Raw genomic sequence first — 16,367 nt, 5'->3', positions numbered from 1 at the left:
ACCAAGATACACCATTAATCATGCCAAGGAATATCATAAGTGAAATGTGTTACAAGAGATGCTATTTTAGATTACAGATGCATAACAAGTTGCATTTAGAACTTAAATTCACGATAAAAGATCGGCTTAGTGCGGTGGTCTAAGTAGCCGGCGGTTTTAGGAGTAATCTCGAAGATTTGGAGTGCTTGCTTTGCTTTAGCAATATTATCTTGGTATATTTCATAAAGATACGGATTCTTTTCAAAAGCAAGGTCTAATAATTCTTGGTGAATATTTCTAACTTTAGCATTAATTGAAAAGCCGCAAGAATCCATTGTTCCATCGCCCTTATATCCAGTAACTAATACATTAGTAGACTTATCCAAATCATCAAAGAATGGGTGGTTATTCTTGCTAGTAGTAATGTAGAGCTTACCGTTTTGAGTGAATAGTAAGTCACATACTTGAGCGCTAGGAAGTTTCTTATTAGACACCGTAGAAATTACAACGTTGTGAATTTCGTCAACAGCGAATTTTAAGAATTCTGAATTGGTAGTTTGATTGTTTAAAATACTTACGGACATAGAAATTACCTTTCTAAATTTATTTGTTAATATAATAATATATCTAATAACTGACAATTTATGACAGGATTAAAGATGAAAAAATCTGAAAGACTAAATCAAGAATTAATCTATTTAAGTTATCGAAGTGAGTTTCATCTTCAAGATTTAGAAGATGAATTTGGAATTTCTGAACGGACAGCTATTCGTGATGTAGCTGACTTAGAAAGTATGGGACTAAAGTTCTATGTTGAGCGTGGCCGTTATGGTGCCTATAAGTTAATTCATGATAAATTATGGATTCCAATTAGATTTAATTTTAAAGAGATAAATGCCATCTTCTTTGCGATTAAGGCCTTGGAGCGTATATCTGCGACACCATTTAGTAATGCTTATGACAGAATCTATCAAAAATTGATGAAGAGTCTTCCGCCACAGAGCATGAAGAAGATCCAAGTCCAACAACAATATGTCAAATATCATCAGCAACCTAGTTTACATAAGGTAGAATATTTTGGCATTTTGTTGAAGGCAGCAGTAGAAGACTTGGTGTTAGAATTAAAGAATGACCAATATATTAAGTCAAGACAGAAGGTGCAAGTATATGAATTATTTTATCAATCGGGTAATTGGTTCTGTAAGGTTTATAACCTGGAGTTAAGGAGCTTTTTTATCTTGCGTTGTGATAAGATTCTTGATTGTCAGATAATTAAGTCAGACGCTACTTATAGTCATTCTGAATTGCGCCAATTATTAGCTAGTTATAATCAAGCTCACTATGATGTATCATTTAAGTGTGAAGTCAGTCAAAGAGGGCGCGAGTTATTCTTGCTTGATGAATATCCTGAAATGAATATTATTGAAGCTGGTGGGAAGTATCTTTTGACGGGTAAAATTAACCATCGTGAGCTTGATTACTTAACTGACTACTTACTGCGCTTAGGACCAGAAGTGAAGATAATAGAACCAATTGCACTCAAGAAGTTGTACCTAGCCAAGTTGAAGTCTATGCTAGACCTTAATAGATTAGAAAGAGGACACTAATGACCAAATTAACTGAAGAAATGTACCAGATCTTTGACCAACCTAACTTTTCATTTAAAAAGATTAAAGAAGAAAAGACACCACAAGAAGTTGATGAATTGAAGCAGCAATTTAAGCAAGTCTGGCAAGTATGGAAAGAAGTTAATCAAAATGTCGCTACCCAATTGCCAGAAGGCTTGTTTGACAAGGTTCATGTTGAAAGCTGGACTAACGGCTGGAACTTACGTAACCATTATTGGGCATCATACCGCCTCAAGAAGTGGGCTAATTATAATCCTTGTATTAGTGTAATGTTTGATAAGGATCAATTGCTAGTTTATTTAATGTTTCAACATTACCAAAGTGCTAAGAGAAGTGGCGATGTTGCAGATTACAACCAGCTACTAGCAGAGATTCCAGCTTGGAGCAAGGATATAGATTTAACTAATTGGTATGTCTGGGATAAGGATGATATGGATTTAAATAGCCGTGTATCTTTAGCGGACTACTTGAATAACACTAACTTGCAGAATTCGTTTAACCAGAGAGCAAGTGAAACTAGCTTCTTGGTAGGGAAGTTTGCCTTTAGACATAAGGTTAAGGTAGACAATATGGAAGAATATATCTTATCGGGTATCCAAGCTTTATTGCCCTTGTATCAGAAGTGCAAATTTTAATTATAGAAAAACACGTAACTCTTCATTATTGAGAATTACGTGTTTTAATTTGCTTAGAATAAGTCTAGTAGAATCTGATCTTTGACATATTGGTCGAAGTAAGGCAGGATGAAGCTTACATAGCCATAGCCTGAGCTTTTGATTACTTGATTGTCAATTAATTTTTTGCGGTAGACTGAGATATAGTTGGCAGGTTTGCCCATAATTTGCCCAATATGTTGTACTTTAATTTTAGGTTTGTCGATGGTAGCCATTGCCTGAACAAACTGTTGCTCCTTGTTAGACATTTCATTATAAATCTTGAAATATACATTGCGATTGAGGTCTGCTACATAATCATCTAATATCGCTTGTACGGATTGAATTGTAATTTCTTTGATTTTATTTTCCTGGGAAAATCGCCAAACATAATAACCTAAAAGCTGGAATGCATATGCAAAGCCAAGCGTTTGCTTAGTCATGTAAAGCAGAGTTTCATGAGAGATATGATAACCATCATTTTCGAAGGTGCAGCGGTAGCTTTCCATAATGTCAGTAGCAGAAAGAGGCGTTAGGACAATTCTATTAGCCCGCAATAAGAAAGTTAAGACTTTATCATTTTGAAGTTCGGAAACATTTTCAGGTAATCCTGCCATTAATAGTGAGACTTTTAGATTTTTTCTTAGCATTACTTGGTAACAACTAACTAATTTTCTAAGTTGAGAAGTGGTCTCAATTTCGTCAATATTAATTAAGACCTGAATGCCTGCTGCGTTTAGTTGTGATAAATATTTTTCAAAGAGTGATTGAAAATTTTGAGGATTATTTTTCGAAAATTGTGCATTAACCCCTAATCCGCCAATGCCTAATTTTAAATCTAAATTTTGCAAGGAAGTATGATTAGCTAGACGATTACGCAATTGATTAATTAAAGAATCCAGAAGGTCATCATCTAAGACTAAATCAATAACTAGCCAATCTTCTTTTTGGTTTAAAATATTGGCAAAGTTAGTCATTAACGTAGTCTTTCCTGAGCCACGTTGACCGTAGATTAAAGAGGTTTGAAAGGGAGAATCACCATCTTTTAATTCGGTTACAACTCTCGAAGTTAAAGAATCACGATTTAGAAAAATACTCGGTATTTTACCAAAACTTGGATTAAATGGATTTTTCAAAATGACACCTTCTTTTTTATAACTTTTTATAACTTTATTTTTATTTTATAACTTTTTATAACTTTATTTTTATTTTATAACTTTTAAAAAGCAAAAAATAGGAAAGATACCAAATTATGCTATAATTTAATTATAGACGCTTACTATATTTTACTGAGTGTTTGACATTTGATAAATAAAGAATCATGTAGTAATTAATATTCTCACTAAGTAGTGTAATTCTAATTATTACATGTTAATCCCTAATTACAATATTTAAGAATAACCTCGCAAGTATAAGTGCATATCGATCAAAGTCATCAAAGCTGCAATAGTCATGCTTGAACTATTAGATGACTTAGTATGTAAAGTTCGAACTTTAAGGAACTGTCTGGGCGGAAGGCTAAAGATGTAAGGCGAAAGCTAATAGTAATTATGGACTAACACGTGGTGTTCAGAGTTACACTATTTATAAAAAATAATTACTACATTTTTTAATATGAGGAATTTATTATGACGACGATAGAGGTTTTAAAATGGATAGTCGTGATAGTTTTATCATCAAAGTTTGGAACTTTTTTCTGTAACATTTGTACAGGATTTTTTGAAAATGTTTGGATTCCACGTTTTCTTGGAGGCGTGGCAGCAGTAGTAGTCGGATTAGTTTTATATAGTTGGCTTTTTAAGTCCCGTTCTCAAAGTAGTCAAGGAAAGCAGCCTTAATCAGGTAGAGAAGGTTTATTTAGTCAGTTCATTAATTTGAACTGATTTTTAATTTTATCAATAGAATAGTGTAGATTATAATTTCTCAAAGCAAAAAACGTAACTCCATTTTCAGGAATTACGTTTTTTTAGCAGGCTAATTAGTCTAGTAAGTCATACTTCAGAGTCATCAAGCCATGACCTTCGTTGACCATATTACCCAATAGTTCAACTGTGTTGTTATAAACGGTATCAGCCATCTTCTGGTTAGCTTCATTTAATTTGGCTTCTAATTCACTGCCAGACAGACCAGCAACTTCTTTATCAGTTTCATGTTGGATCTTGTGGCATTGAGCAAGGGATTTTTGTTCGAAGTCTTCTTCTAAGGCACCGTAAACGCGGAAGTTAGTATCACCCAATTGAGCAGCAAGCTTATTTAGCCAGAAGATCTTGTTCAAGTCGAACTTAGGACCAGTTTGGAAGCTTGCTGGAGTAGTAGTGATATTAGTATAGAATGGCACCATACTATTGAAGGTGTTAGGACCGAAGGCAAGCCATTGAACACCAGCGATTTCAGCAGGAACGTCATTTCTTACTTGCAAGATATGAGTTTCGAAGTTTCGATTAATGCCGATTGGGCGGAAGGTTTTCTTTTGTTCAGGGGTACCCATATCGCCATAGGCGTCGAATGGTGTGTCTTGGTAGTGGGAGCTTTCGATGAACTTAATATCTTCAATGCTAATCTTCTTTTTAGCATAAGTGATGAATGGTTGATCTTGATCACCTGGTTGTCCCTTAAATTCTGGATCAAAGTATTTGTGAACATACCAAGCACGAGGGTTATTGTAGTGAGCATCCTTGATAGTTGCTGAACCGAAGATATGGCGCATATTGTAGCCGTCTTGATCTGGATTGAGTTGGTATTCTTCAATTAAGTTCTTTAAATCGCTACTGGACATGAAGTCTTCAGATTCAAAGTCAAATTCATCAATATTTAAGCGGTTAGGTGCAACAACATAGGCATCATCAGGGATTCTTCGAGCAATCCAGTGGTGGCCACCAACAGTTTCTAAGTACCAGATTTCATCCTTATCAGAGAAGGCCATGCCGTTCATTTCGTAGGTGCCGTACTTCTCTAATAAGTAGCCAACACGTTCAACACCTTCTTTAGGTGAATGGATATAAGGAAGCGTTAAAGTTACGAAGTCTTCCTCACCTAGTCCACCTTCAGTCAATAAAGGATCAATTCCTTGAATACGAGCATTAGTGGTGATAGTTTCAGTTGCAGTCATGGCTACGTTATCGCTATTAATACCCGCAGCAGCCCAGATACCATTTTTGCCAGAAGCGTCAGGAGCTGAAGTATAGCGCATAGGATTATCTAATAAGTCAGCATCATCAATCTTCTGGTGGCTAATAACAGCTTCGTAATGTTTAGGTTGGTCAGCTGGCATAACAACGTCGAATCTTTCGGGGATAATCGTACGACCACCATCTTCACTACGGGCAATCATGGTAGAGCCATCAATAGTGGCGTTTTTACCAACTAGAATTGTAGTACATTCAGTTTGTTTCATTTAATCACTAATTCCTTTTCTAAAAAATCTTTAACTCTATTTTAGAAGAAATATTGCAATTTGGGAAAAGTAATTAAATGTTTAGGCTTAAATTTTATCTACATATGTAAAGATGTCACTATATTGGCAATTGAGAATTTGGCAGATTTTTTAGAGAGAATTATGATTACAGTTGTAGTAGCATACTGTAAAATTATAGTAGACCTAAACTAAGAAATGTAGTTTTTGAAAGGAAGTGTGATAAATGGAATATGCAACAAAGTCGCCAGAATTGTGGCAAGCAATAAAGAATGAAGAGAAGCGTCAAGAAGATACGATTGAACTAATCGCATCAGAAAATATCGTTTCTGAAGCAGTGCGTCAAGCACAAGGTTCAGTGCTAACCAATAAGTATGCCGAAGGCTATCCTGGCAAGCGTTATTATGGTGGGTGTGAATATATTGACCAAGTTGAGCAACTAGCAATTGATTATGCTAAGCAGCTTTTCGATGCTAGTTATGTTAATGTCCAACCTCATTCAGGCTCACAAGCTAACATGGCTGTGTACCAAGCTATTCTTAAGCCGGGTGATACAATCTTAGGGATGGGGATGGATGCTGGTGGTCACTTGACTCATGGCTCTAAGGTTAACTTCTCAGGTAAGATTTATAAGTCATACAGCTACGACTTAAATGCTGAAACCGAGATGCTTGACTTTAATGAGATTAATAAGATAGCTCAACAAGTAAGACCACAGTTAATTGTTGCTGGTGCTTCAGCTTATAGCCGAATTATTAATTGGCAAGCCTTCCGCGAGATTGCTGATAGCGTTGGCGCTTATTTAATGGTTGATATGGCTCACATTGCTGGTCTTGTAGCAGCAGGATATCATCCTAATCCAGTAGGAGTCGCCGATGTTGTAACTACAACGACTCACAAGACCTTGCGCGGTCCACGTGGTGGAATGATCTTGACTAATAATCCTGATTTAAGTAAGAAGATTAATTCTTCAGTCTTTCCTGGAAGTCAAGGCGGACCTCTAGAGCATGTTATTGCCGCTAAGGCCCAGTCATTTTATGAAGACTTGCAGCCAGAGTTTAAGACTTACATTAAGCAAGTAATCAATAATGCTCAAGCAATGGCTGATGAATTCAATCAGATAGCTAATATTCGAGTTGTTTCTGGTGGTACAGATAATCACTTATTGAATATAGACATTACCGATACTGGCTTAACAGGGCTTGAAGCGCAGAATTTATTAGACAGTGTAAATATTACTACTAATAAAGAATCTGTTCCTAATGACAAGCGCAGCCCATTTGTCACAAGTGGATTAAGACTAGGCACGCCAGCGATAACTAGTCGAGGCTTCTCAAGCCAAGACTGTCGCCAAGTTGCTAGACTTATTGGCGAGTTACTTAATAATGCTGATGAAGCTACTAAGTCGCAGGTTAAAGCGCAAGTAGCCTTACTTACTAAAAAATACCCAATTATATAGTTTATAAAAAATTGTCACTGTTGTAATTTCAGCGGCAATTTTTTGTTACAATTATAAGCATCGTCTATTAATTTAAAAGAAAAGGGGGGTTATTAGGTGGATAAAAGCAAATTACATAAAATGAGTCTTTTCTCTGCTGTAATGCTAGCGTTGAATTCATTGATTGGCTCTGGTTGGTTATTTGGTGCAGGGTCTGCAGCCAGGATAGCAGGACCTGCAGCTATTATCTCTTGGATTCTAGGGGCAGTTATAATTATCACAATTGCTCTTACTTATGTAGAACTAGGTGCTATGTTCCCCGAAAGCGGGGGTATGAGTCGTTATGCCCAATACAGTCATGGTCCATTATTAGGATTTATCGCTGCTTGGGCTAACTGGATATCATTGGTGACGCTAGTCCCCATGGAAGCTGTAGCGGCTGTACAGTATATGAGCTCATGGCCTTGGAGCTGGGCTAACTGGACGAAGAACTTTATGAATCATGGGACTATCACTCTAAGTGGCTTATGGGTTGTTTTTTTATTTATGTTGGTCTTTACGATGATCAACTTTTGGTCAGTTAAGATAATGACTCATTTTACTAATTTGATTTCAATCTTTAAGGTGTTATTACCAACTTTAACAATTTTGGTCTTAATTTGGAGTGGCTTCCATGTTTCAAATTTTGGCAATAATATGCATAATTTTATGCCTTATGGCACTAGGTCAATATTTGAAGCAACGTCAATTTCTGGAATTATTATGTCTTATGATGCCTTTCAGACTGTAATTAATATGGGTGGAGAATTGAAGAATCCGCGCCGAAATATTGTGCGTGGTGTCTTAACTTCAATGATTATCACAGCTATAATTTATATTATGTTGCAAGTTACATTTATTGGAGCAATTGAACCAGCAATGTTGGCCAAGGTCGGCTGGCATGGAATCGACTTCACATCACCTTTTGCAGATATTGCGATTCTATTAGGAATTAATTGGCTGGTGATCTTGCTCTATCTTGATGCTTTTGTATCACCCTTTGGTACTGGAGTAGCCTTTGTGGCGACAGCTTCTCGAGCAATAGCAGCAATGACTCATACTAAGCACTTACCAAGTTGGCTAGGTCGGTTGAATAATCGTTACATGGTGCCAAGATTTGCGATGGCAATGGATCTTATTTTGGCAATGATCTTAGTTTCTGTATTTAGGAACTGGAACTTGCTAGCAACTGTGATTACAGGTGCAACGCTGATCGCATATTTAACAGGACCAGTTACGGTAATTTCTTTAAGAAGGATTGCTCCTGACTTAGAGCGTCCGTTTAGTCCTAATTGGATGAAGTGGATAGCGCCGTTTGCATTTGTATTGGCGAGCTTAGCTATTTATTGGACAATGTTGCCAACGACAATTGAGGTTATCTTGGTAATTGCACTAGGATTGCCGATCTATCTTTATTATGAAATCCGCTATCGTCATTCTAACTTGAAGAGCCAGCTTAAGGGATGCTGGTGGATGCTAGGATATTTGGTATTTATCTCACTAATGTCATATAGTGGTAGCGTTGGCTTTGGCGGACAGGATTGGATCAGGTATCCTTGGGACTTTGTAATTATTATTGTTGCTTCTTTAATCTTCTATTATTGGGGGATTAAGACTTCACTTAAGCAGGTTGATCCAATGGCTGTTAGTGTGAATGAGCGGGTGAAGAATTATTGATTTATAGCTTAGAAAACTCTTGAAATCAAAGCATAAAGATGTTATTCTGTACTGGTCGTAATATAATCTATGATCTGAAAGACTGATCATGGCAAAAGGAGTTTTAAAATTATGAAACAAGGTATTCATCCAGATTATCAAGAAGTAGTTTTCATGGATACAGCAACTGGTACTAAGTTCGTAGCAGGTTCTACTGTAAAGCCAACTGAAACTATTGAATTAGATGGTAAAACTTACCCATTAGTTCGTGTTGAAATTTCTTCAGCTTCACACCCATTCTACACTGGTAAGCAAAAGTTTGCTCAAGCAGATGGTCGTATCGAAAAATTCAACAAGAAGTATGGTATTTCTTCAAAGAACTAATATTTCTTGGTATTTATACCGAAAGAGCAGTTCCCTTTGGGAGCTGCTTTTTTACGCTTTTTTTAGTGTTTAAGCGTGGTATAATTTTTGTTGGTGCACATAGTCAATTTGCCAATCAAGTAAAACTAAGTATAATAGGCTATATGCAATTTTTAGTAGGAGTAATGAATATATGAAAATGCAACTTGCGGAAATCGCTAAGGCTTTGAACAGCGATTTAAATATGGGTGAGGACACAGTTATCACTTCAGTAGAATTCGACTCTCGTAAGTCTGAACCGGACTCACTCTTTATTCCTTTAGAAGGTAGTCGTGATGGTCATGATTTCGTTTCTAGTGCAATTGCCAACGGTGCTAGTGCAACTTTATGGAAGAAGGGTCATCCAGGTAAGCCTGAGAATTTCCCAGTGATTGAAGTTGAAGATCCTCTAATTGCTCTTCAGCAATTAGCTCAATATTACTTAAGCAAGGTAAATCCAACTGTGGTAGGAATTACTGGCTCCAACGGTAAGACTACCACTAAGGACATGGTTGCAGCTGTTTTGGCTAAAAGATTTAATGTACATAAGACACAGGCTAACTTTAATAATGAAATTGGCGTTCCTATTACTATCTTAGAGATGAAGCCATCTACTGAAATCTTAGTACTTGAGATGGGGATGGACCGCTCAGGACAATTACATCATTTGAGTAACTTAGTGCGCCCAGATGTATGTGTTATTACAATGATTGGTGAAGCCCATATTGAATTCTTTGGTAGTCGCGATAAGATTGCCGATGCTAAGATGGAGATTACAGACTTCTTAAAAGAAGACGGCAAGTTTATTTATAATGGTGACGAGCCGCTATTAAGAGAACGTGCCCAGAAGTTAGAACAAGATAAGAGTACATTTGGCTTTAGCGAGGATAACACTATTTATGCCACTACCTTTAGGTCTTATATGCATCATGCTTCTTTTGAAGTTAATAACTCCAAGCAAAAGTTTTCTATACCAATGATTGGTAAGCACAATGTGTCTAATGCTTTAGCGGCGATTAGTGTTGGGCGTCATTTTGGTGAGAGTGATGACGAGATTGCTAGTGCTTTGTCTAGCTTTACCCCAACTGCTAATCGGATGCAATGGAAGCAAGGCGATGTTGGCGAGGCCATCATGGATGATGTCTATAATTCTAATCCTACTGCTGTACGTGCAGTTACGACTTCTTTTGGTCAGATTATGGTCAAGAGCCATGGTCGTAGGATTGCAGTTTTAGGTGATATGTTAGAATTAGGTAAGAAGTCAGCTGAATTGCATGCTGGCTTAGCAGATGCATTTGATCCAGCAATTATTAATGAACTTTATTTATACGGTCCTGATATGAAGAATTTATATGAGGCGCTTAGTGATAAGTACGACGCAGGTAACTTGCATTACTATCCACAAGAAAGTATGGATCGTATGATTGATGATTTAAAGAATGATATCAAGCCAGAAGATATTGTCATGCTTAAAGGCTCTCACGGAATGCATCTTGAAAAAGTTTTAGAGCGCCTCCTTTAGGAAAGGACTACAATTTGAAATTTACTGAATTAGATTTAAAACCCGAAATTCTTAAAGCCATTAAACGTGCCGGCTTTGAAGAAGCTACTCCTATCCAAGAAAAGACTATCCCGCTAGTCTTAGAAGGTAAGGATGTTATTGGTCAAGCCCAAACTGGTACTGGTAAGACGGCCGCCTTTGGCTTGCCAATTTTACAAGGGATTGATAAGAAGGACCACTTCATTCAAGCCTTGGTAATTGAGCCTACACGTGAATTAGCTATTCAAACTCAAGAAGAATTATTTAGACTGGGTCGTGATGAGAAGGCTAAGGTACAGGTGGTTTATGGTGGGGCTGATATTAGACGCCAGATTCACTCGCTAAAGCAAACCCCTGCTATCTTAGTCGGAACCCCTGGGCGTCTGCTGGATCATTTGAAGCGGAAGACGATTGATCTGTCTAATGTTAAGACAATTGTCTTAGATGAAGCAGATGAAATGTTAGACATGGGCTTTATCCAAGATATTGAAAGCATTTTGAAATATGCTTCTAATAGCCATCAGACACTCTTATTTAGTGCTACTATGCCTAAGCCGATCATGCGAATCAGTGAGAAGTTTATGCATGATCCACAAGTTGTTCAGATTAAGGGTAAAGAGCTAACGGCAAACTTAATTGATCAATACTTTATTAGAGCTAAAGAAAATGAAAAGTTTGATATTCTGTGTCGCTTGATTGACGTTCAAAATCCTGAACTTGCTGTTGTCTTTGGGCGTACTAAGAGAAGAGTTGATGAATTAACTCGTGGTCTTCAAGCTCGCGGCTATAATGCAGCTGGAATTCATGGTGACTTATCACAAACACGTAGAATGAGCGTCTTGAAGCGCTTTAAGAATGGCAAGCTTGATATCTTAGTGGCAACTGATGTTGCTGCACGTGGCTTAGATATTTCAGGTGTTAGCCACGTCTATAATTATGATATTCCGCAAGATCCTGACTCTTATGTTCACCGTATTGGTAGAACGGGTCGTGCTGGTAAGAACGGAATCTCTGTAACCTTCGTTACTCCAAATGAAATAGGCTACATGAGAACAATTGAGCAATTAACTCGCAAGAAGATGATGCCACTTCGTCCACCTTCCGATGCAGAAGCATTTAAGGGACAATTAAGTGCTGCTGAAAAGAAGGTCGAAGACTTAATTAATAGTGACTTGAATAAGTATACAGATGGTGCTGCTAAGTTACTTGAACAATATTCTGAAGTCGATCTAGTTGCTGCCTTATTAAAAGAGCTATCTAAAGATGCTGAAAGTGTTAAGGTTAACATAACACCAGAAAAGCCCCTTCCATTTAAGGGTAAACGTAATAATGGTAACCATCGTCGCAGACGTAGCACTAGCAATTTCAAGCGTGGTGGCGATCGCAATGAGCGTTACCACCGTAAGCCAAGTGCTCATCAAGGTCGTAGACATGGCAATGGTAATAACCATGACTTTGTCATCAAGAAAAAGAATAACGATTAATTAAAAAGATACCTCTTTGCAAATCGTAAGGGGGATTTTTTTATAGGTGGTATTTAATGATTAAGGGAATTGGTGTAGATATTTTAGATCTTAGCAGAATAGAGAAGATAATTGCCAAGGGGGATAGCTTTGCTAAAAAAGTTTTAACTCCGGCAGAATTTAGCCAATATCAAGAATATTCAGGTCGGCGCCAGGTAGAATACTTGGGTGGTAGATTTTCTTGTAAGGAGTCGTTTTCCAAGGCTTGGGGGACTGGGATTGGTAAGGCAGTAAGCTTTCAAGATGTTGAGACCCTACAAAATAGCCTCGGTCAACCAATAATGACGTCTACTAAGTTTAGTGGTAAGATATGGGTCAGTATCTCTCATGAAAAGAGATACGTGATTACACAAGTATTGTTGGAGGATTAATTATGGTTCCTACACTTCATCGGCCAGCGCAAGTTAACGTTGACCTGAGTGCGATTAAACAAAATATAAAAAACGAAATGAAGCATTTAGACGATGGTCAGCAATTATGGGCTGTTGTTAAAGCTAATGCGTATGGTCATGGAAGTATACCAGTTGCCAATGCCGCAATTGCTGCTGGCGCTACAGGATTATGTGTAGCGACCCTTGATGAAGGGATTCAATTACGTCAAAGCGGGATCACTGTTCCAATCTTAATTCTAGGTATCGTTAAGACTGAATGGGCTACTCTAGCGGCTCAAGAAGATCTTTCTTTAGCAGTTGGTAGCTTGGCTTGGCTTAAGAAGGCAGAAGAATTGCTAGAAGCTAATAATGATAAGTTAAAGATTCACCTAGCAATTGATTCAGGAATGGGACGGATTGGCTTTTCAGAAGATGAAGAATTTAAAGCTGCTAATGAATTCTTGAAGGATAATCATAACTTTGAAGTAGAAGGAATGTTTACCCACTTTTCAAAAGCTGATTCTTCTGATACTTCATATTTTGAGTATCAGGTGAAGCGGTTCGATCACATGAAGAGTTTATTATTAATTAAGCCTAAGTATATTCACGTTGATAATACTGCTGCTAGCATCTTTAGTAGGGGTGTGAAGAGTGATCTTGTTCGATTCGGAATTGGGATGTATGGCTTGAACCCTTCATCAGTACCGAATGCAGCAGATTTGAAGTCTGATATTGAGTTAACTCCAGCCTTATCCTTTACTTCTGAATTGAGTTTTGTAAAGCAAATTCATCCAGGTAATGGGGTTGGTTATGGTGCAACTTTTGTAGCAGATAGAGATGAATGGATTGGTACAGTTCCTGTTGGCTATGCTGATGGTTGGCAAAGAAAGATGCAGGGCTTTAAGATTAAGGTGGGCGATGAATATTGTCCAATAGTAGGTCGTGTATGTATGGATCAATTTATGGTTCTATTGCCCCACGAAATGCCTGTAGGTACTAAGGTAGAACTCATCTCAGCTGATCCTAAGGCTCCGAATAATATTAAGGCTGTTGCTGATCAAGTAGGAACAATTCATTATGAAATTGCTTGCTTGCTAAGTGACCGCTTGCCAAGAGTTTATAAATAATGATAATTAAAAAGGCCCCGCTAGGGGCCTTTTTAATTATTTATCTAAGAAGCCATGTGGATCTTCATCGCTTCTAATTGTTAAGCCAGATTGAAGATCTTCAATTTCTGCAACAACATAGCCACGCTTTTCAAGGCGTTCAACAATTGTTTCCATTGTGTCACGTGATACATCAGCTGGAAGAGTAAAGAGAGTTCGACGAACTAATTCACCAGAACGGACATCTAAGGTTAAGCAACCAGCAATGTTAGCATATTTAGAAATAATCTTAGCAATTTTAACTAAGTTACCACGTTCATTATCAGATAGAACAGTTAGAACATAAGAACCGTTCTTCATGTTCCATGCGTCTGATAACATGTCTAACAAGCGTGAGTGGGTTAAGATACCATAGAAGTGATTCTCTTCATCTAAAACAGCGATGTACGGAAGGTCACGAATATTGAAGAATACACGGTAAAATGGTGAGTTGACTTTGATAGTCTTAGTAGCATTTTTTAATAAATATGTTACAGGTAAGCTCATATCGCCGCCTTGAGATTTATGACGGTAGATGTGCATCTTATAGATGTTTCCTCTGAAGATCTTGCCAGTATCATCAAGAATTGGTACACAACGGTAGCCTGAATCTTCAAGTACCTTTAAGGCTTCTTCAAGTGTGGCCTTTTCATTGACTGTTGTTAAATAATCCTTCTTTTTAACAAGAGCTTTAATTAGCATATTTTTGCCTCCGTACAATAAACTGATAATAACAAATTATAACATAATCATCATTAAATTAGATGAATATTAAACACTTTACAAAAAAATCTAATATTGTTTCTTGCAAATCCTATTTTAACAATTTATAAAGCAATAAAAAAGACATTTGCTAAAAGCAAACGTCCCTTTTATGGTTAACAAATCAGGATTATTGACGAACCTTAACGCCAGTTTCCTTGAATGCCTTGTCCATAACCTTCTTCAATTGGTCAGCAGAAGCGTGCATCTTTTCCATTTCGTCTTCGTTCAAAGGCATTTCGATAATTTGTTCCAAACCATGACGACCAACAACAGCTGGAGTACCGATGTGTAAGTCGTGTAAGCCGTATTGACCATCCATTGGTACTGAAAGTGGAAGAACTCTGTGTTCGTTGTTCAAGATAGCCTTAGTAATCATAGCTAAAGCAGTACCGATTCCGTAGAAAGTAGCACCCTTTAAGTTGATGATAGTGTAAGCCATGTCAGCAACTTCCTTGTGGATCTCTTCAAGCTTGTTTTCACCAACTTCTGGGTGAGCCTTTACCCAGTCAGCAACCTTAACGCCACCAACATTGTTGTAGCTCCAAGCTGGGAATTCAGTATCACCGTGTTCACCAAGCATGTATGCGTTAACTGATGCAGGATCAACGTGTTCCATTTCACCGATAAGCTTTTGAAGACGACCAGAGTCAAGTGAAGTACCTGAACCGATAACACGATCCTTAGGGAAACCTGACATCTTCCAAGTTGCGTGAGTTAAGATATCAACTGGGTTAGCAGCTACTAAGAAGATACCCTTAAAGCCGGATTCAACAACTGGTTCAACGATTGAGCTTAAGATCTTTAAGTTCTTGTTAACTAAGTCAAGACGAGTTTCACCTGGTTTTTGTGGTGCACCAGCAGTAATAACAACTAAGTCAGCGTCTTTAGCATCTGAGTATTCTGCTGAGTAGATGTTCTTAGCTGCAGTCCAAGGAGTAGCATCGGCTAAGTCGATAGCATCACCCTTAGTTCTGTCCTTAACAACATCAACGATACCTAATTCTTGTGCGATACCTTGGTGTACTAATGCGAATGCGTAGCTTGAACCTACAGCACCGTCACCAACAAGAATAACCTTATGAATCTTTTCTTCTGTCATGTTTTAATACTTCCTTCCAGTATTAGTGATAGATTTAACAATTTGCATTATACCATAAAAAATTATTTCTACTACTAGTAAAGTGAAATCTATTGGAAAAAGTAATGTGTTATAATTTTCTCACTGAATACTAACGATGGAGGAATTAAGTAATGAAGCTAATTACTGGTTTAGGTAATCCCGGCGCAAAATACGATAAGACCAAGCATAATACAGGATTTATGGCTTTAGATAATTATTTAGCAAAAAATAATCTTACTTTAGATAAAGAAAAATTTAACGGTTTTTGGACTAAAACTAAAATTAATAATGAAGATGTGATTTTTTTGGAACCACAAACTTATATGAATGATTCTGGAAAGTCAATTGCACCTTTAGCTAACTTTTTTAAAATTAATCCAAGCGATATTTTAGTAATTCATGATGATATGGATATGCCAATTGGTAAGATCAGAATCCGTGCCAATGGTAAGTCCGGTGGTCATAATGGTATTAAGAGTATCATGGCCTGCTTAGGTACAAATGAGTTTAATAGACTAAAAATTGGTATTCGTCATCCACAGAACCAGAGCGTAGTTTCCTGGGTCTTGACCCCGTTTAATAGTGATCAGCAGAAGCTAATGGATCAAGCCTTTTTAACAAGTGAATCAATTATTGATGATTTTATTAGTGGTAAGAACGCTCAATACTTGATGAACCAATATAACTAAATCGAGG

At 37.3% G+C, this 16,367-nt stretch carries 16 protein-coding genes and 1 pseudogene; 11 read left to right on the top strand and 6 right to left on the bottom strand.

What is annotated here, in order from left to right:
• Positions 1–95: 95 nt before the first annotated feature.
• Positions 96–563, bottom strand: coding sequence for a hypothetical protein (locus J2Z60_RS02270; RefSeq protein WP_209685995.1), 468 nt, complete (start codon positions 561–563; stop codon positions 96–98).
• Positions 564–638: 75 nt separating this feature from the next.
• On the opposite strand from J2Z60_RS02270, the gene J2Z60_RS02265 reads away from it, so the two are divergent.
• Both J2Z60_RS02265 and J2Z60_RS02260 read left to right on the top strand, forming a co-directional pair.
• Complete coding sequence (locus J2Z60_RS02265) at positions 639–1,586, top strand: helix-turn-helix transcriptional regulator (RefSeq protein ID WP_209685993.1); 948 nt, start codon at positions 639–641, stop codon at positions 1,584–1,586.
• Positions 1,586–2,242: an HI_0552 family protein gene (locus J2Z60_RS02260; protein WP_209685991.1), complete on the top strand. Its 657-nt coding sequence runs from the start codon at positions 1,586–1,588 to the stop codon at positions 2,240–2,242. Before J2Z60_RS02265 ends, J2Z60_RS02260 begins: the two co-directional genes overlap by 1 nt.
• Before the next feature lie 53 nt (positions 2,243–2,295).
• Here J2Z60_RS02260 and J2Z60_RS02255 read toward each other — a convergent pair whose 3' ends face one another.
• Positions 2,296–3,396 (bottom strand): AAA family ATPase, encoded by a 1,101-nt coding sequence (locus tag J2Z60_RS02255; protein ID WP_209685989.1) that lies wholly within the window; start codon positions 3,394–3,396, stop codon positions 2,296–2,298.
• Between the two features lie 492 nt (positions 3,397–3,888).
• On the opposite strand from J2Z60_RS02255, the gene J2Z60_RS02250 reads away from it, so the two are divergent.
• Positions 3,889–4,098: a hypothetical protein gene (locus J2Z60_RS02250; protein WP_209685987.1), complete on the top strand. Its 210-nt coding sequence runs from the start codon at positions 3,889–3,891 to the stop codon at positions 4,096–4,098.
• Between the two features lie 140 nt (positions 4,099–4,238).
• Here J2Z60_RS02250 and J2Z60_RS02245 read toward each other — a convergent pair whose 3' ends face one another.
• Entirely contained in the window at positions 4,239–5,654 is a 1,416-nt protein-coding gene (locus tag J2Z60_RS02245) for a C69 family dipeptidase (RefSeq protein WP_209685985.1), read from the bottom strand.
• Positions 5,655–5,741: 87 nt separating this feature from the next.
• Positions 5,742–5,804 (bottom strand): annotated as a pseudogene (locus J2Z60_RS11080) (helix-turn-helix domain-containing protein); the annotation flags it as partial.
• 94 nt (positions 5,805–5,898) lie between these two features.
• On the opposite strand from J2Z60_RS11080, the gene glyA reads away from it, so the two are divergent.
• From glyA to alr, 7 genes are all read left to right on the top strand, one after another.
• The gene (gene glyA / locus J2Z60_RS02240; RefSeq protein ID WP_209685983.1) at positions 5,899–7,131 is read left to right on the top strand and encodes a serine hydroxymethyltransferase; all 1,233 of its coding nucleotides are present in this window, start codon (positions 5,899–5,901) and stop codon (positions 7,129–7,131) included.
• Between the two features lie 96 nt (positions 7,132–7,227).
• Positions 7,228–8,826 carry an APC family permease gene (locus J2Z60_RS02235; protein WP_209685981.1) on the top strand — a complete coding sequence of 533 codons (1,599 nt, stop codon included), beginning with the start codon at positions 7,228–7,230 and terminating at the stop codon, positions 8,824–8,826.
• 111 nt (positions 8,827–8,937) lie between these two features.
• Positions 8,938–9,189: a type B 50S ribosomal protein L31 gene (locus J2Z60_RS02230; RefSeq protein ID WP_209685979.1), complete on the top strand. Its 252-nt coding sequence runs from the start codon at positions 8,938–8,940 to the stop codon at positions 9,187–9,189.
• 172 nt (positions 9,190–9,361) lie between these two features.
• A complete protein-coding gene (locus tag J2Z60_RS02225; protein ID WP_209685977.1) occupies positions 9,362–10,729 on the top strand; it encodes a UDP-N-acetylmuramoyl-tripeptide--D-alanyl-D-alanine ligase in 1,368 nt (455 codons plus the stop codon).
• 14 nt (positions 10,730–10,743) lie between these two features.
• Complete coding sequence (gene cshA, locus J2Z60_RS02220; RefSeq protein ID WP_209685975.1) at positions 10,744–12,231, top strand: degradosome RNA helicase CshA; 1,488 nt, start codon at positions 10,744–10,746, stop codon at positions 12,229–12,231.
• A gap of 56 nt (positions 12,232–12,287) precedes the next feature.
• Positions 12,288–12,641 carry a holo-ACP synthase gene (acpS, locus tag J2Z60_RS02215; protein ID WP_209685973.1) on the top strand — a complete coding sequence of 118 codons (354 nt, stop codon included), beginning with the start codon at positions 12,288–12,290 and terminating at the stop codon, positions 12,639–12,641.
• 2 nt (positions 12,642–12,643) lie between these two features.
• Positions 12,644–13,768: an alanine racemase gene (alr, locus tag J2Z60_RS02210; protein WP_209685971.1), complete on the top strand. Its 1,125-nt coding sequence runs from the start codon at positions 12,644–12,646 to the stop codon at positions 13,766–13,768.
• A gap of 36 nt (positions 13,769–13,804) precedes the next feature.
• Here the strand turns inward: alr and cbpA are convergent, their stop codons facing one another.
• Positions 13,805–14,488, bottom strand: a complete 684-nt coding sequence (gene cbpA / locus J2Z60_RS02205) for a cyclic di-AMP binding protein CbpA (RefSeq protein WP_209685969.1) — start codon at positions 14,486–14,488, stop codon at positions 13,805–13,807.
• Between the two features lie 190 nt (positions 14,489–14,678).
• Positions 14,679–15,650, bottom strand: a complete 972-nt coding sequence (locus tag J2Z60_RS02200) for an L-lactate dehydrogenase (protein ID WP_209685967.1) — start codon at positions 15,648–15,650, stop codon at positions 14,679–14,681.
• Between the two features lie 152 nt (positions 15,651–15,802).
• On the opposite strand from J2Z60_RS02200, the gene pth reads away from it, so the two are divergent.
• On the top strand, positions 15,803–16,360 hold the full coding sequence (gene pth, locus J2Z60_RS02195; protein ID WP_209685965.1) for an aminoacyl-tRNA hydrolase: 558 nt from the start codon (positions 15,803–15,805) through the stop codon (positions 16,358–16,360).
• Positions 16,361–16,367: the final 7 nt, after the last annotated feature.

It is taken from the genome of Lactobacillus colini (genome assembly GCF_017874575.1).
In the GTDB taxonomy this organism is placed as follows: domain Bacteria; phylum Bacillota; class Bacilli; order Lactobacillales; family Lactobacillaceae; genus Lactobacillus; species Lactobacillus colini.
The sequence above is the reverse complement of the archived record's forward strand: the minus strand, read 5'-3'. Positions and strand labels throughout refer to the sequence as shown.

Bases quoted from the DNA above. Each gene is read 5' to 3' on its own strand.
- cbpA (WP_209685969.1), bottom strand. From the start codon at position 14,488: ATGCTAATTAAAGCTCTTGTTAAAAAGAAGGATTATTTAACAACAGTC.
- J2Z60_RS02260 (WP_209685991.1), top strand. From the start codon at position 1,586: ATGACCAAATTAACTGAAGAAATGTACCAGATCTTTGACCAACCTAAC.
- J2Z60_RS02250 (WP_209685987.1), top strand. From the start codon at position 3,889: ATGACGACGATAGAGGTTTTAAAATGGATAGTCGTGATAGTTTTATCA.
- glyA (WP_209685983.1), top strand. From the start codon at position 5,899: ATGGAATATGCAACAAAGTCGCCAGAATTGTGGCAAGCAATAAAGAAT.
- pth (WP_209685965.1), top strand. From the start codon at position 15,803: ATGAAGCTAATTACTGGTTTAGGTAATCCCGGCGCAAAATACGATAAG.
- acpS (WP_209685973.1), top strand. From the start codon at position 12,288: ATGATTAAGGGAATTGGTGTAGATATTTTAGATCTTAGCAGAATAGAG.
- alr (WP_209685971.1), top strand. From the start codon at position 12,644: ATGGTTCCTACACTTCATCGGCCAGCGCAAGTTAACGTTGACCTGAGT.
- J2Z60_RS02230 (WP_209685979.1), top strand. From the start codon at position 8,938: ATGAAACAAGGTATTCATCCAGATTATCAAGAAGTAGTTTTCATGGAT.
- J2Z60_RS02265 (WP_209685993.1), top strand. From the start codon at position 639: ATGAAAAAATCTGAAAGACTAAATCAAGAATTAATCTATTTAAGTTAT.
- J2Z60_RS02200 (WP_209685967.1), bottom strand. From the start codon at position 15,650: ATGACAGAAGAAAAGATTCATAAGGTTATTCTTGTTGGTGACGGTGCT.
- J2Z60_RS02270 (WP_209685995.1), bottom strand. From the start codon at position 563: ATGTCCGTAAGTATTTTAAACAATCAAACTACCAATTCAGAATTCTTA.
- J2Z60_RS02225 (WP_209685977.1), top strand. From the start codon at position 9,362: ATGAAAATGCAACTTGCGGAAATCGCTAAGGCTTTGAACAGCGATTTA.
- J2Z60_RS02245 (WP_209685985.1), bottom strand. From the start codon at position 5,654: ATGAAACAAACTGAATGTACTACAATTCTAGTTGGTAAAAACGCCACT.